General features: G+C 70.2%; 10 protein-coding genes. 1 reads left to right on the top strand and 9 read right to left on the bottom strand.

Going from position 1 to position 15444, the window contains the following annotated elements:
• Positions 1–515 precede the first annotated feature (515 nt).
• The 8 genes from ACSMXV_RS33390 to ACSMXV_RS33355 all read right to left on the bottom strand — a co-directional run bounded on the left by ACSMXV_RS33390 (position 516) and on the right by ACSMXV_RS33355 (position 12515).
• Positions 516–4088 carry a glycoside hydrolase family 32 protein gene (locus ACSMXV_RS33390; protein ID WP_473174856.1) on the bottom strand — a complete coding sequence of 1191 codons (3573 nt, stop codon included), beginning with the start codon at positions 4086–4088 and terminating at the stop codon, positions 516–518.
• 86 nt (positions 4089–4174) lie between these two features.
• A complete protein-coding gene (locus ACSMXV_RS33385; RefSeq protein ID WP_473174855.1) occupies positions 4175–5689 on the bottom strand; it encodes a glycoside hydrolase family 32 protein in 1515 nt (504 codons plus the stop codon).
• Positions 5686–6777 (bottom strand): ATP-binding cassette domain-containing protein, encoded by a 1092-nt coding sequence (locus ACSMXV_RS33380; protein ID WP_473174854.1) that lies wholly within the window; start codon positions 6775–6777, stop codon positions 5686–5688. Before ACSMXV_RS33380 ends, ACSMXV_RS33385 begins: the two co-directional genes overlap by 4 nt.
• Positions 6774–7727, bottom strand: a complete 954-nt coding sequence (locus ACSMXV_RS33375; RefSeq protein ID WP_473174853.1) for an ABC transporter ATP-binding protein — start codon at positions 7725–7727, stop codon at positions 6774–6776. Before ACSMXV_RS33375 ends, ACSMXV_RS33380 begins: the two co-directional genes overlap by 4 nt.
• Positions 7728–7730: 3 nt before the next feature.
• The gene (locus ACSMXV_RS33370; RefSeq protein ID WP_473174852.1) at positions 7731–8651 is read right to left on the bottom strand and encodes an ABC transporter permease; all 921 of its coding nucleotides are present in this window, start codon (positions 8649–8651) and stop codon (positions 7731–7733) included.
• 13 nt (positions 8652–8664) lie between these two features.
• The gene (locus ACSMXV_RS33365; protein ID WP_473174851.1) at positions 8665–9642 is read right to left on the bottom strand and encodes an ABC transporter permease; all 978 of its coding nucleotides are present in this window, start codon (positions 9640–9642) and stop codon (positions 8665–8667) included.
• A 96-nt stretch (positions 9643–9738) separates the two neighbouring features.
• Complete coding sequence (locus ACSMXV_RS33360) at positions 9739–11418, bottom strand: ABC transporter substrate-binding protein (protein WP_473174850.1); 1680 nt, start codon at positions 11416–11418, stop codon at positions 9739–9741.
• A 74-nt stretch (positions 11419–11492) separates the two neighbouring features.
• The gene (locus tag ACSMXV_RS33355) at positions 11493–12515 is read right to left on the bottom strand and encodes a LacI family DNA-binding transcriptional regulator (RefSeq protein ID WP_473174849.1); all 1023 of its coding nucleotides are present in this window, start codon (positions 12513–12515) and stop codon (positions 11493–11495) included.
• A gap of 474 nt (positions 12516–12989) precedes the next feature.
• Here ACSMXV_RS33355 and ACSMXV_RS33350 point away from each other — a divergent pair, with 474 nt between their 5' ends.
• A complete protein-coding gene (locus ACSMXV_RS33350; protein WP_473174848.1) occupies positions 12990–14111 on the top strand; it encodes an asparaginase in 1122 nt (373 codons plus the stop codon).
• 102 nt (positions 14112–14213) lie between these two features.
• Here the strand turns inward: ACSMXV_RS33350 and ACSMXV_RS33345 are convergent, their stop codons facing one another.
• On the bottom strand, positions 14214–15407 hold the full coding sequence (locus ACSMXV_RS33345; RefSeq protein ID WP_473174847.1) for a serine hydrolase: 1194 nt from the start codon (positions 15405–15407) through the stop codon (positions 14214–14216).
• Positions 15408–15444 lie beyond the last annotated feature (37 nt).

Genomic DNA, 15444 nt, shown 5'->3' with positions numbered 1-15444 from the left:
AATTTCCGATAATTACGAGGAGACGGCCATGGAAGTTACGGGCATGAAAGGGGGGTGTCAACGACCTTGACAGAAAAGGCCGTTGACACCCCGGAGCGTTACGTTCCGTTATGCGTGGCGCGGCGGCGCCGTGCTCGCGCGGACCACCAGCTCGGTCGCCAGTTCCACTCGCGGTGAGGTCGGCTCGACGTTCCGCGCGAACCGGAGCGCCGCTCCTACGTCGACCGTCTCACTCACGATGCCGCGTGGTGGACCTCGCCGTGACCACCTTCGGTGAGGACCGCGTCGTGTCAGCAGGCGGCACTCATGCAGAGCTGACGGCTCGCCCCACCGTGGGCACACCCGCCCTGCGCTGCCGCACCGTGACGTACCACCTGACCAGGTCGGGGGCGGCCGTCGGGAAGGGGTCCCGAACTCACCCGCAGCGGATTGCCCTTCCCGCTCTCAGAGGCTCCGCCCTGCGAATCGGGGCGGAACCTCTGCGGTCAATGGCGCGGGTCGGCCCCGACCGGCGGTCACAGCTCCTTCGCGTACGTGTCCTGGTACGCCGCCCTCCCTCCGAACACGTTGAGGCCGACGTGTCCGCTCGTGTACGTCGTGTCCGTCACGTCGATGATCCGCGTGCTGTTGAGGAAGACCTGGATGCGGTCGCCCACGGTGAGGATGCGGACGGGGTATGTCGTGCCGCGGCGGAGCAGGGCCGGGACGCGGGCGAGGGCGGCGCCGTCGTCGAAGTGGCCGTTGGCCTTGGCGACCAGGCGGATCACCCGCAGGTCGGGGTCGATGTTGAGGCAGTAGGCGTCGGTGCCGTCGGAGGAGGCGCGCCAGAGGAGGGAGAGGGCCCCGCCCTGGTCCGGGTCGGGGCCGCCGAGCCGCACCAGGGTGGTGAGGTCCAGGTCCGTCGCCGTGCGGGCCGAGATCGCGTTGGAGTCCTTGTCGAAGGTTCCGGCGCGGCCCGCGCTGTCCGTCGACCAGTGGCCGGCGGGGAGGATCGTCAACTTGCCGAGGTCCGAGCGGAATTCACCGCCGGTCGGAGCGGCCACCGGCGGCTTCACCCGGTCCACCAGGCGGTAGGCGCTGTCCAGCCGGTGCACCTTGAGCGACTCGATGTGTGCGGTGCCGCCCTCGGCGTAGAAGGCCATGCCGTCGGCGTCCGGGTCGGGGAAGATCAGGCTTGTCACGGCGGCCCGGCCGTCCGCGCCGAAGGCCTCGACCGACGACGAGTCGACGTACACGCGCAGGGTCACGCGGCCGTCGGTCGCCTTCATCGGTGCGGTCGTGCGGCCCGCGAAGTACTGGGTGAAGTCGCTCAGGCCCGAGGACGACCGGTCCACGAACAGCTGGTTCGCCTCAGCGTCGTATCCGGCCGTCGTGTGCTGGTCGTTGCCGGTCCGGAGGCGGAAGCCGATCTCCGTGGCGGTGCCGAGGGTGACCTCGGCCTCGATCTCGTAGGCGATGCCCGTGACGCCCCTGAGCGGGTTAGCGGAGGTGGGGCCGACGGAGAGGTCCTTGCGGGTCGTGGTGGACGTGCGCAGGGCGGTCAGCTCCGGGACCGGGCGCTGCATCAGGCGTACGCCGTCGGCGGTGTCCGTGAGGGTCAGTTCGCGGGGTGTGCTCAGCTGCCCCTTCCAGGCGCCGGTCGGGGCGCTGAACGGGTAGTCCCAGTTGCTCATCCAGCCGAGCCAGACGCGGCGGTCGTCGGGCAGGCCGTAGAAGGACATGGCGGCGTAGTAGTCGCGGCCGGAGTCGGCGCGCAGGACCGTGCCGGCTGTCTGGTCAGGGACGAAGTCGGTGCCGTTCCAGTCGCCGGTGAAGTACTGGGCGGCCGAGCCGTCGGTGGCGCGTACGGCGCCCGTGCTCAGGGTGAGGACCCACTTGACGCGGTCCTTGTCGCCGTCGACCGGGAGCGGGAAGAAGTCGGGGCACTCCCAGACGCCCGGCGTGACCCAGTCGCCGTAGCCGAAGGAGCTGACGTGGGTCCAGGTGAGCAGGTCGGTGGAGGTGAAGAAGCGGACGTTGTCGCCGCCGGAGACCACCATCAGCCATTGGTCGTGGGCCTCGTCGCGGATCACCTTCGGATCCCGGAAGGTCCAGCCCGCGTCGGGGCCGCCCGGGTTCTGCACCGCCGGGGTCGAACCGCCCTGCAGCTGCCATGAGCGGCCCTTGTCCTTGCTGCATGCGATGCGCACGCTCGCGTTCCCGCCCGGCTTGTCCGGGTGGTAGCTCGTGTAGTACGCGATCAGGCCCGAGCCGCCGTCGAAGAGACCGGAGGTGTCGTCTGCGTCCACGACCGCGCAACCGGTCCAGCAGTGGCCGTACGCGTTCCAGGGCAGGGCGATCGGCAGTGCCTGCCAGTGGACGAGGTCGGTGCTGACCGCGTGCGCCCAGCGGCCCTCGTCCTGGTGGAAGAGGTGGTATTCGCCGTCGTAGTAGAGCAGGCCGCAGGGGTCGCTGGTGGAGCCGCTGAGCTGGGAGTAGTGGTACGTGGGGCGGTAGGGCTCGGTGAAGTAGTCGGTGGTGCTGTGGACCTCGACGTTCTGGAAGTACGACGTCCCGTGCGCGGCCGTGGTGCCGACCGCCCCGCCCGTTGTGCGGGACACGCGGGTTTTGAGCGCCCGTATGCCGTCCACGTAGACCTCGATCGTCCTGCCGGTCGCGCGGGCCTCGACGCGGTACGTGCCGCCGGACGCGATGCGCCGGGCCGGGCCGGAGGCGGATGCGAGGCGGGTGCCGGAGGAGCGGTCCAGCAGGACGACGGCGTTGCGGCCGGCTTCCAGGCTCGCCTCGTAGCCGCCGGAGCCGTTCGCGGACGCGCGCAGGACGAGGCCCGCCGAGGACGAGGCGCCGCCGGGTGTGATGTCGGCCCTCGCCACCAGGTCACCGTCGGTGAAGGGAACCGTCCGCAGGCCGTTCTCGCCGCGGATGCCGCGCAGGTCGGGGGTCCAGGTGCCGGAGCGGGCCGTCCAGCCCTGGACGCCGTTGACGAGGTCGGCGGCGGCGATGTTCTCGAAGGACACCGCGCCGGACGATGCCGTGACAGCGAGTCGGCCCGTCGTGTGGGTCGAGTCCTGGGCGGTGATGACGGGGCTGTAGCCGTCGGGTGAGAGGAAGTCGGTCTGCCAGTGCACGCGCAGTTCGTCGTGCTCGGCTTCGACGCGCAGACGGTAGACCGTGTCGGCCGTGATGGTGGTCGCGTACGTGCCGAGGGTGACGTTCCCGTCGATGCGGTAGAGCCGCAGCCTGCCCTGGCCCGGGTCGACTTGGACGCTGTAGCCGCGCGTGGCCTTGGCGTCGGTACGCACCAGCAGTGAGGCGACCGCGGAGGCGTTGTGCAGGAGAAGGTCGGCCTGCAACGCGGTGTCGTACGCCCGGGTCGTGGTGACGGCGCGCGCGGTGGCGCCCTGGGACGGGTCCGCGTGCCAGCCGAGCGGGGTCGCCGTCCAAGTGCCGCCGCTCGTGGTCCAGCCGGTGAGGTTGGTGGTGACCGCGGAGAGGGAGGGCGGGCCGAAGGTGACCGTGCCGCCCTGGGCGAGCAGACCCACCGAGCCGGTGTCGTGGCGATGGTCCTCGGCGTGGAGGAGCAGTTCGCCGTCGACGTACACCGTCAGCTTTGGCCCGTCCACGGCTACTTCGAGGTCGTAGGGTCTTGCGGCCGGCGCGCCCGGTAGCGGTGCGGTTGCGAGTGTGCCGCCGCTCGCCAGGTCGTAGAGCCGTATGCGGGCGCGTTCCGGGTCGAGGGCGGCCGCGTATCCGGTTGAGCCGTCCAGGGCGGACCGGAACACCAACGCGCCCACGGCGGATGCGGAATCGGGCGTCATGCGGGCCGCGTACGTGCCCTTGGTGGCGAGTTGCTGCTCGGACAGGGCGAGGGCGTGCCCGCGACGGCCGGCAGTCGCCTTCTGGCCTCCGTCGGAGGTGCGGGTCCAGGTCCCGGTGACAGGGATGGGGTCGGGGATCGGGGTGGGGGCGGAGGTTGATCCGCCGGCACTCGGGGTGGCGGCCTGTGCTGCGGGGAGGATGCCTCCGAGAGGCAGCAGGGTGGCGGCGGTGCCTCCTGCGAGCAGGAGGGTGCGGCGGGACACGCTCATGGCGGCTCCTGAGGGAAGGGGGGGGCCATCGGCCCGGGGGTCGCCTGCCCCGCGGGCCGTAGCCGGGTGTACCGGGTGTAAGACCGTCACGGCCACAGCGGCCGGGGTCCCTGGGTGAAGGCCGACGCCATCTGCCAGGCGTCGAACCGCTCCAGGGTCACGTCGCCGTCGGCACCGATGCCGACGCCGACGGCCTCGTCGGGGCGGGTGGGGTATATGCGGGCGGTGAGGGGGCGCCCGCCCGCGAAGATCTCCAGCGCGGAGTGGTCGACGAGGACGCGCAGGTCGACCCGGCCGTCGGGGTCCAATGGCACTTCGCCGTACCTGGGTTCGATGTCGACCGACGGGTCGAGGCTGCTGGACTCGCGGTGCAGGCGGAGGATGCCGCCCGCTCCGTCGTGCGCCCTGCTCACCTCCACGACCGTGCGCTCCGCGCCGTCCGGTGTCTCGCGGACCACGAGCCGGGCGGTCGCTCCGGGGGCGAGGCGCAGGGTCGTCTCGATGTCCAGCTGGTCCCCGCGCACGGGGGACAGCCGGGTGTAGGGGGCGGTCAGCGGACCCGCCGCCACCTCTACGTGCTCCCGCCGCAGCTGGGTCAGTTCCGGCACCGGGGCCTGGTGCAGTCTGCCGTCCGCGCCGAGCGTGACGGCCCTCGGCAGGGACATCACACCGCACCAGCCGGCCTGGGCGCTCGCCTCGTCCGTCCGGCCCTCCTGGAGCCAGCCGAACATGATGCGGCGGCGGTGCTCGTCGCGGGTGGACTGGGGGGCGTAGAAGTAGCGTCCGCCGTAGTCGAGGCGGTGGAGGGCGCTCGGGGTGAAGGTGTCGCCCTTGTAGCGGCCGGTCCAGTACAGGGGGTGGTGGGTGGTGCCCTCGTCCCAGGCGGAGAAGACCAGTACATCGGTCTCTTCGAGACCGAACAGGTCGACGCACTCCCACATCGTGCCGGTCCAGTCGGGTTCGCCCTGGTTCTGCGAGGCGTCGCCGGTCAGCAGCGGGCCGACGTACCGCCAGCTGCGCAGGTCGTCCGACTCGTACAGGAAGGCGGTTCCGCCGACGCCCCGGATGCCGGAGCCCACCAGTTGCCGCCACACCTGGCCCTCCCGCCACACGCAGTGGTCACGGAAGGCAGTGACGTCGACGCCCTCGGGCGGCCCGCTGATCACCGGGTTCGCCTGGTCCTTGGTCCAGTAGCGCAGGTCGGCGGATCCCGTGGCCACGCACGGAAGTTCGCGGTCCCCGTGGCGGCCGGAGTAGACGAGCGTGGGCACTCCCCCGTCGTCGACGAGGACTCCGGACCAGCAGCCGTCGCGGTCCGGCCCGTCGGTGCTGGGGACGAGGGCGATCGGTTCGTCGGTCCAGTGGACGAGGTCGGTGCTGGTGGCGTGGCCCCAGTGGATGCGGTGGTGGGCTGCGGCGAGCGGGTTGTACTGGTAGAAGAGGTGGTAGACGCCGTTCCAGTGCGTCAGCCCGTTGGGGTCGTTGAGCCAGCCGCCGGGCGAGGTGAAGTGGAAGCGGGGGCGGTGGGGGTCGCGTTGGGCGCGCTCGGCCAACCCCTCGGCGGTGGGACTGCCGGAGGGGAGGGTGAGGTCGTGGGTCATGCGGCGGTGTTCTCCGCTTTCTCAGTGGCGTCGGTGTCGTCGGTGGCCTCGCCGTCCGGCCGGTCGGTGGCCTTGAGCACGCGGCGGGCGATGTCGGAGGCGGGTGCGCGCAGATGGCAGCGCACCCAGTGGGGTTGTCCTCCCCCAGCCTCCGGCCGGGGGGACCCCCATCTCGCTTCGCTCGTCTCGCCGACGATGTGGCGGACGGGCTCGGTGCGGCTGCACGTGCCGTCGTCGCCATACGGGCAGGACGTGGGGTTGAGGATCGCCTCGCGCAGCCGGGCGCGCTCGACCGGGTCGTAGCTCCCGGCCCGTTCGGGGTCGGGGACGGCGGACAGCAGCAGGCGGGTGTAGGGGTGGGCGGGGGCGTCCATGACGGCCAGCGCGTCGCCGCCCTCGACGAGTTCGCCGGCGAACATGACCATCGTGGTGTCCGCGAGGTAGCGCGCGGAGCCCAGGTCGTGGGTGATGTAGAGCATGGCGATGTCCCGCTCGTCGCGCAGGCGCCGCATCAGGTTGAGCACGCCGACGCGCACGGAGACGTCCAGCATCGACGTCGGTTCGTCGGCGAGGATCAGCCGGGGCTCGACGGCGAGGGCGCGGGCGATCGCGACGCGCTGACGCTGGCCGCCGGAGAGTTCGTGCGGGTAGGACTGCAGCATGTCCTCGGTCAGGCCGACCGTCGCCATCAGCTCGCACAGCGCCTCGCGGGTGGCGGGACGGCCGTGCAGGACGAGGGCCCGGGTGAGGAAGTGCTCGATGCGGTGGACGGGGTTGAGCGAGCCGAAGGGGTCCTGGAAGACCATCTGGACCTTGCGGCGGTACGCCCGTGACGCTCGGCGCCGCTCGGTGCGCAGGACGTCCTCGCCGTCGAGCAGCACCTGTCCGGCGGAGGGCTGTTCGAGGCGGGCGAGGCAGCGGGCGATGGTGGACTTGCCGCTGCCGGACTCGCCGACCAGGGCGGTGATCCGGCCGGCCGGCAGGTCGAAGGACACGTCGTCGACGGCACGGACGCGGCGCCGTGAGAAGACGGTGCCGATCTGGAAGTCCTTGGTCAGGCCGCGTACGGAAAGCAAGGGCTGGGTCATCGCGGGGCTCCCTGGGCGCTCTTGGCCACCCACCGGCCGGGGGCGATCTCGCGCAGGTCGGGGATGTTCATGGAGCAGTCCGAGCGGTCCTCGGGACAACGGACGTGGAAGCCGCAACTGTCGGCGGTACGCGGGGCGTCGAAGAGGCCGGTGAGCTCCTGGCGCGGGCCGGTCAGCGGCGGGAAGGCGTTCATCAGCGCCTCGGTGTACGGGTGGAGCGGCTTGATGAACAGGTCCTTGGCATCGGCGAGCTCGACGATCCGTCCGCCGTACATCACGCCCATGCGGTCCGACAGTTCCACCATCAGGGACATGTCGTGGGTGATGAAGAGGATGGAGAAGCCCAGCTCCCGCTGGAGGTCGCGGATCTGCGCCATGATCTCCTGCTGCACGACCACGTCGAGCGCGGTGGTCGGCTCGTCCATGATCAGCAACCGGGGACGGAGCGCGACGGCCATGCCGATGACCACGCGCTGGCGCATACCGCCGGAGAGCTGGTGCGGGTATGCCTTCAGCCGACCCGGGCCGATGCCCACCAGCTCCAGCAGCTCGCCCGCCCGCTCCCGCGCGACCCGCTTCTTCATCCGCTCGTGCGTGGTGAAGATGTCGACGATCTGCTCGCCGATGGTGAGGACGGGGTTGAGCGAGTTCATCGCCGACTGGAAGACCATCGCGATCTGCCGCCACCGGAAGGCACGCAGCTCCCGCTCGTCCAGGGCGAGGACGTCCCCACCCTGGAAGCGGATGCTGCCCGCCGTGATCTCCGCCGGGGGCTTCAACAGCCGCATCACCGCGTTGGCGATGGTCGACTTGCCGCAGCCCGACTCACCGGCGAGACCGAAGACCTCTCCGGCGCCGATGGAGAAGGAGACGTCGTCGGCGCCCACGACGGTGCGCCCGTCGCCGCGGTATTCGACACGCAGGCCGCTCACCTCAAGTACGGGTTCCATGGCTCAGCCCCTCCTCTCACGGCGGGCACAGCGGTTGCGCAGCCTCGGGTTGGTGATCTCGTCGACCGCGTAGTTGACCAGCGCGAGCGCGAAGGCGACGAGGGCGATGCACAGTCCGGAGGGGGCGAAGGCCCACCAGGCGCCGGTCATCAACGCGCCGTCGTTGCTGGCCCAGTACAGGTTGGTGCCCCAGCTGACGACGCTGCTGTCGCCGAGGCCGAGGAACTCCAGGCCGGCCTGGGCGCCGATGCCGAAGATCACGCAGCCGAGCAGCGTGGTCATCACGACGGACGCCATGTTGGGCAGGATTTCGCGGAACATGATCCGCAGCGGGCGCTCCCCCGTGACGACGGCCGCGGCCACGAAGTCCTTGCCCCGGATCGACTTGGCTTGCGCGCGCAGTACCCGGGCGGAGCCCGCCCAGCCGGTCACGACGAGCACGAGGATCACGGTGGAGGTCCCGGGCGGCAGGAACGCGGCCAGGATGATGAGCAGCGGCAGCCCTGGCAGCAGCAGGAAGACGTTGGTGACCAGGGTCAGCGCGTCGTCCACGATGCGGCCGAAGTACGCGGACGCGAGGCCGACGACGATAGCTACCGCTGTCGCCGCGAGCCCCACGGTGAAACCGACGAAGAGGGAACTGCGCGCGCCCCACAGGGTGAGGGCGAGCACGTCCTGTCCCTTGGCGGTCGTACCGAGCCAGTGTGCGGCCGAAGGAGCCTGGCTGCCCGTGGAGTTGATGAGTGACGGGTCACCCGGGGCGAGGACGGGCGCGAGCAAGGCAAGCAGCGCGAAAAGGGCGAGCAGCGTCAGCCCCGCCAACGCCTTCTTGCTGTCGATGAGTTGGCGCAGCAGTCCACGGCGGCGGGACATGCGCGCGGGCACTGTCGGCGTGGTGGCCGTCGCGATCTCGATGGCGGTCATGTCGGCAACCTCCTCAGCGGACGCGGACGCGCGGGTCGAGGCGGACGTAGACGAGGTCGACGAGGAAGTTCGCGAGCAGCACCGCCGCCGTGATCGTCAGGAAGATGCCCTGCATCAGCGGGTAGTCCAGGCCCTGGACGGCCATCAGCAGCTGGTAGCCGATGCCGGGGTAGGCGAACACGACCTCGGTGAGCAGCGCGCCGCCGACGACGAAGCCGAGCGCCATGCCGAAGTTGGTGACGGAGGGCAGCAGCGCGTTGCGGGCGGCGTAGCGGAACATGATCCGCGAAGGACTGAGCCCCTTCGCCTCGGCCATCGTGATGTAGTCCTCCGCCGCCGTCGCGATCATGGTGTTGCGCATGCCGAGCATCCAGCCGCCGATGGAGACCAGCACGATGGTCAGCGCGGGCAGCACCAGGTGGGTGGCGACGTTCGAGAGGAACTCGCCGTTGAAGCCGGGGGTCAGTCCGACGTCGTAGGCGTGCCGCAGCGGGAACCAGCCCAGGCTCACCCCGAACAGGTACAGCGCGCCCATCGCCAGCCAGAAGTACGGGAACGAGCCGACGAAGATCAGCAGGGGCGGGAAGGCGGAGTCGAGGGCGCCGCCGCGTCGCCAGGCGGCGACGATGCCGAGCAGGTTGCCGACGACGGCGGCGATGATGAGCGCGACGCCGCCGAGCAGCAGGGTCCAGCCGATCTGCGAGCCGATCACGTCGGAGACCGGGGTCGGGAAGCGGGTGATGGAGATGCCGAGGTCGCCGGTGAAGACGCTCTTGACGTAAGAGACGTACTGCTCCCAGAGGGGGCGGTCGTCCAGGCCGAAGAGTTTTCGCAGCTGGGCTATCTGGTCGGGCTGCATCGTGCCCTGGGCCTGCGCGAACATCCGGGAGACCGGGTCGCCCGGCATGAAGCGCGGGAGAACGAAGTTCAGGGTGATGGAGGCCCAGAAGGCGAGCAGATAGAACCCCAGATTGCGCAGGATCAGACGCACGGGTCGTGCTCCCTGTCAGTGGGGGATGAACGGTGATGCGGTCAGCGGGGGCGGCCGTCCGGGGAGGAGGGCGGCCGCCGGTCCGCGCGGGCGACGTCAGCCCTTGACGGGCTTCAGCGACGTGAGCACGAGGATCGTGCTGCTGTTGCGGTTGCCGAGGGTGGCGTACGGGTTCTTCTCGGTTGGCCAGCCGGTGAAGCGGGTGTCCGTGTACGCGCCCCACTCGGGGCCGGTGAACAGCGGGACGACGGGCGCGTCCTCGTCGTACAGCTCCTGCAGGCCGTCGATCTGCTCGCCCTGCTCACTCTCGTCCGCGGCGGCGGCGAAAGCGTCGATGAGCTTGTCGGCCTTCTTGTCCCCGAAACGGTGGTAGTTCTCGGTGGCCTTCGCGCCGACGGGCTTGACCATGACGGTCGACATCACACCGCGGAAGTACTCGTACGGGGTGGCGCCGTTGTTGCTCCACACGATGCCGGAGTCGAAGGTGCCCTGCTCGTACGAGCTGACCACCGCCCCCCAGTCGGGCGTCTTCACGGTGGCGGTGATGCCGACCTTCGCGAGGTTCTGCTTGATGATGTTCGCGACCGAGATCCAGTCGGACGAGGCGGAGCCGACGGAGATGTCGAGCGTGAACGGCTTGCCGTTCTTCAGCGTCCGCTTGCCGCCGCTCTCCTTGTAGCCGGCAGCGTCGAGGGCCTTGGCCGCCGCGTCGGTGTCGTACGTCGTCCAGGCGCAGGACGCGGCGAGATCCTTGTCGCGCCACTTGTCGTACGTGCGGGCCAGGCCAGTGCAGTCAGCCGGTTCGGCGTAGCCGTTCATCGCGACCTTGGTGATCTGGTCGCGGTCGATCGCCATGCTGAGCGCCTTGCGCACAGCCGGGTCGTTGAAGGGGGCCTTCGTGGTGTTCAGCTGCCAGTTGATCATGGCACCGGCGGGCGGGAACCAGTAGTGGTTGTGCTCCTTGTCCTTCGCGACGAAGGACTTCTCGATGTCCGGGATGAACGACTGCGTCCAGTCCACCTCACCGTTGGTGAAGGCGACGTTGGCACTGTCGTTGCCGGAGAAGGCGAGCATCCGGATGCCGGCGATCTGCTGCTTGGCGGGCTGCCAGTAGTCGGGGTTCTTGCCCAGCTCGTACGACTGGGCCTGGAACTTCTCCAGCTTCGCGTACGGGCCGGTGCCGACCGGGTTCGGGTTGGTGAACTTCGCCGGGTCCTTCACCTTGGACCAGACGTGCTTCGGCATGATCGACTGTCCGGCGATCTCGAAGAAGCCGGGCGAGAAGGGCTTGTTGAAGGAGAACTCCACCGTGTGGGCGTCGCCTGCGGTGACCTTGTCGAGGTACTCCAGGCCGCCGAGCACCTTCTTGCGCAGCTGGAAGGTGTAGACGACGTCGTCGGCGGTGAGTGGCTTGCCGTCCGACCACTTGACGCCGTCGCGCAGCGTGAAGGTGAGGGACTTGCCGTCCTTCGCCTGCTCCCACTTGGTGGCGAGCCACGGCGTGTCCTTGGCATCCGCCATGCTGTGCACCACGAGCGGCTCGTAGACGGCCTCCTTGGTCATGGGGGCGGCCTGCGGGGAGAGCGGGTTGAAGTTGCGCGTGAACGTCGCCAGGTCCTCGCGCGGGATGGTGAGCAGCTGGTTGCCGGAGGTGTCACCGGCGCCGGCGGCGCCCGAGCCACCCGTACAGGCGGACAGGACGAGGGCTGCGGCGGCGGTCGCGGTGACCACTCTCAGGGCAGGGCGCAGCCGCCGTGAGGCTATGGAGGGTGTCATAATGGAGACTCTTTTCCTCTCTTCAACACACAGGACGAAGACGGGATGGGATTACTCGGCGGACTGATTCGCGGTCAGACCGACGAGCGTTCGAGCAGCGGGCAGTCGATCATCACCCGGTGGGTGTCGAGCGGCTGCCCCGCTGCGAGAGCGGCGAGCATGTCGACGCCCTTGGTGCCCATGGCCTCGAAGGGCAGGGCGAGCGTCGTCAGCTTCGGCCGCAGATAGGCGGCGATGAGTTCCTGGTTGTCGAACCCCACCACGGCCACATCGTGCGGGATGCGCAGCCCACGTTCCTTGATCGCGTCGTACGCGCCCATCGCCATCCGGTCATTGCCGCAGAACAGCGCGGTCGGCCGATCGGCGGCCGGGCGGTCCAGCAGTTCGCAGGCGGCGGTGTAGGCGCCGTCGGCAGTGGCCCAGCCAGGGATGACGAGGGAAGGGTCGGGGGTGATCCCGGCCCCGCGCAGGGCACGTTCGTACCCCGCGCGCCTGCCGATGGCCGCCGGGATCGCCGGGTCGAGGTTGATGAACCCGATGCGGGTGTGACCGGCGTCGAGGAGCCGGCGGGTAGCGCGGTATCCGCCCGACTCCTCGTCGGGCAGGATGCACGGCAGCTCCCCCTCCGAGTCGTAGCAGTTGACGAGCACTGTCGGCACCTCGCGTACGGCCTTCGGCAGAGTAACGGCCCGGTGCCAGGTCGTGGCGTACAGCAGCCCTTCCACCCGGTGCTCCAGCATCTGGTCGAGCGCGGCCGCCTCCTGGGCGGGGTCGCCCTCGCTCGCGGCGATCAGGAGGAACCTACGGTCCCCCCAGGCGCGGCTCTGCGCTCCCGTGATCACCTCCGCCGCGAAGGGGCCGGTCACGATCTCGGTGATCAGACCGAACCACCCGCTGCGCTTCGCGGCCAGCGCCCGCGCCCCGGCGTTGGGCCGGTAGCCGAGCTCGTCGATCGCCTCCAGGATCCGCCGACGGGTCTCGTCGGGGATGGCGGCACCGGGCTTGTCGTTGAGGACGAAGGAGACCGTGGTCCGCGAAACGCCCGCATGGCGTGCCACATCGCTCATGGTCACGCGATGCGTCTGGTTCGTGGCCACTTCCAGTTCCCTTCGGCCGGACGGGGGCGAGACATCGCCTCCGGTTTCGCGCTTTAATAACGCGCGTTACTTCCTCGTGGCAGGGAAGTTACGTCCGTCTTGAGCGGCATGTCAATACCTGTGCATGGGCCGCATCAGGCCACCGGCCCGGTGGCCATCGCCGGTACGGACGCGGGACGACCCGCACCGGCCGGACCCCCGCTGCGGGGTGGACAGAGGGCCCGTGGGCGCACCTCACCTGCACGCCACGGACACGGAAGCCACCACGGATACGAAGGTCATCACGGGCACACAAGTCAGCATGGGCAGGGGATGGTTGACACGCACGACGGGCGGAAGTCCGTTGACACACACACCGGGTGGCATGTGCAGGCAATCGGTTGACATGTGCAGGCAATCAGCGGGTAAAGAACGCTTTCTAGCGTCGGGGCGAGCCGTCGGCAACGGATCAACCGACTAAGGATGCGTGACGCCTTGAGAATCGCCCACCGCACCACTGCCCTGCTGCTCGCCCTCGCCGCCGCGGTGGGTGCGACCGTCACCGGCGCCAGCGCCGAACCCGGCGCCGGAAAGGACGTCCCCGAAGTCGCCGTCATAGGAACGGGTGGCACCATTTCCGGGGTCAGCACCAACCGGGTGTCCTTCCAGGACTACCGCTCCGGCCAGCTGGCCATCTCGAAGATGGTCGACGAGCTGCGGCCGGAGGTCGACGGTCTCGCCGACGTCACCACCGAGCAGTTCGGCAACAAGGGATCCGGCTCGTACACGATCGCCGACTACCGCCGCCTGACCGCCTCCGTCGACGCGGCGCTGAAGAAGAACGACGCGGTGGTGGTCACCACCGGCACCGACACGATGGAGGAGTTCGCGTACTGGCTCGACCTGACCGTGCGCAGCGACAAACCCGTCGTCCTGACCGGCTCGATGCGTCCGTGGACGGTCATCGGCACCGACGCACCGGCGAACCTCTACAACGCGATCAAGCTCGCCGCGAGCCGCAAGACCACCTGCTACGGCACGGTCGTCATGCTCAACGACCAGATCCAGTCCGCCCGCGAGGTCCGCAAGACGAACGCGCTGCGCATGGACACCTTCGACAGCGGCCCGACGGGCGAACTCGGTGTCATCGACCAGGACAACATCCGCCTCCACCGGGCACCGGCACGCGTCCAGAAGTGCGGCAGGAGCGGCTGGGACACGCCCTTCGACCTGGACGCGATCGCCGACGGCCCGCTGCCCAAGGTCGAGATCGCGTACTCCTACCAGGACGCCGGCGGTGAGGCGATCACCGCCTTCGCGGGCGCCGGAGCGGACGGCATCGTGACCGCGGGCACGGGGGCGGGCGGCATCTCGCCCGCCATGTCCGCGGCCCGCACGGAGGCGGTCAAGAAGGGCGTGCTGTTCGCGTCGACGACCCGCACGGGATCGGGCGCGGTGTACGGCTCGTCGACGACGACCGGCGTCATCGGCGCGGAGGACCTCACCCCGCAGAAGGCTCGTCTGCTGCTTCTGCTCTCGCTGGCGGCGACGGAGGACGAGAAGCAGATCCGCGAGTGGTTCTCGACGCTGGGGACGGCTCAGTTCGTCACGCGGTGATGTTGTGACACGGCGGCGCTACGGCGTTGCGGCGTCGCGACATGTCGGCGTTGCTGCATGTCGGCGTTGCTGCATGGCGGAGTTGCGGCGTCGTGAGCGCCGTCAGGGCTGGGTCGGCGGCTCCGTCTCGGCGGCGGTCAGGGCCTCGGCCGCCTTGGCCGCCGCCGCTTCCACCAGCCGTATCCCGGCGGCCATGGACGGCTGGTCGTCGCTCAGTACGGCGATGAGCAGCCGGTGACCGTTGTGCTCCACGACGCCGATGGTGTTGACCACCCACAGGCCGGTCGCGCTGCGGGGCAACCAGCCGTTCTTGAGCGCGGCGGCGGGGGCGGTGGCTGCTGCGGAAGGGGCGGCGGCGGGCTCGGCGGTGGCCGAGTCGGTGGCCGTGGCGGGGGCGGAGGGAGTGGCGAGGGAAGTGGCGGAGGGCGCGTCGGCGGATGCCGCGGTGGCGGTCGGTGTGTCGGTCGGTGTTGTGGCCGCCGGGGTCTGGGCGGCCGTGACGCCCCAGTCCTGACCTGCATGTATGTGTGTCATGAGGTCGTAGAGGTACGTCCGGGACGCACTCGACAGCGCGGAGTCGTCGCGGGTGATCGCCTCCAGCAGACGCAGCTGGTCCGCCGCCGTGGTCCGGGTCAGGCCCCACAGCCCGGCCGGGCCGGGTGTGGTGGCGGTGAGCCCCAGCCGCTCGTTGGCCTCCGCGAGGCCGGCGCCGCCGCCGATCCGTGCCCAGAGACGGCTGGCGGAGGCGTTGTCGCTGACGCGGATCATCGGTCCGGCGTCGTACCGCTCCTGCTGTGTCAGGGAGCGGCCCTCCCGCTGTGCGCGCAGCAGGAGCGCGGCGAGGATGTCGGCCTTGACGATGCTGGCGGTGGCGAACCGGTGCTCCTCCGGGGCGTATACGGCACGGATGCCGGTGTCCGTGTCGGCGATGGCCAGCGAGAAGTGGCCGTGGGCGCTTTCGGCCACGTCTGCGAGGGCGTCGGCGAGCAGCGCGTCGGGGTCGGCGGGACGGCCGGCGGCGGCGGTGCCGGTGCTCAGCTCGGGGTCGGCTGCGGCGGACGCGGGCCGGGCGGGCGCGGGCCTGGAGTGCATGGGAGGAGACACTGCCACGGGCAGCGGGGCGGAGACGACCATGGCCGTGGACAGCGGCCGGGCGGCGCCGCTCGCTGCCTGTCGCGCGACCGGGGCCGTGCCCGTCGCGCACGTGTCGCCCAGCACGAGGGCCGCGAGCGCGGCGCACCACAGGCCCCACCATGGCGCCCGCGTCCACCAGACCGTTCCTCGGAGTCCGTTCACGGTACAGAGGAAAGCCTCGGCATGTTTCGCCAAGATG

This window comes from Streptomyces sp. DSM 42067 (genome assembly GCF_055792885.1).
The sequence above is the reverse complement of the archived record's forward strand: the minus strand, read 5'-3'. Positions and strand labels throughout refer to the sequence as shown.

Coding starts and splice junctions, on each gene's coding strand:
- ACSMXV_RS33380 (WP_473174854.1), bottom strand. CDS start 6,777: ATGACCCAGCCCTTGCTTTCCGTACGCGGCCTGACCAAGGACTTCCAG.
- ACSMXV_RS33390 (WP_473174856.1), bottom strand. CDS start 4,088: ATGAGCGTGTCCCGCCGCACCCTCCTGCTCGCAGGAGGCACCGCCGCC.
- ACSMXV_RS33375 (WP_473174853.1), bottom strand. CDS start 7,727: ATGGAACCCGTACTTGAGGTGAGCGGCCTGCGTGTCGAATACCGCGGC.
- ACSMXV_RS33360 (WP_473174850.1), bottom strand. CDS start 11,418: ATGACACCCTCCATAGCCTCACGGCGGCTGCGCCCTGCCCTGAGAGTG.
- ACSMXV_RS33370 (WP_473174852.1), bottom strand. CDS start 8,651: ATGACCGCCATCGAGATCGCGACGGCCACCACGCCGACAGTGCCCGCG.
- ACSMXV_RS33385 (WP_473174855.1), bottom strand. CDS start 5,689: ATGACCCACGACCTCACCCTCCCCTCCGGCAGTCCCACCGCCGAGGGG.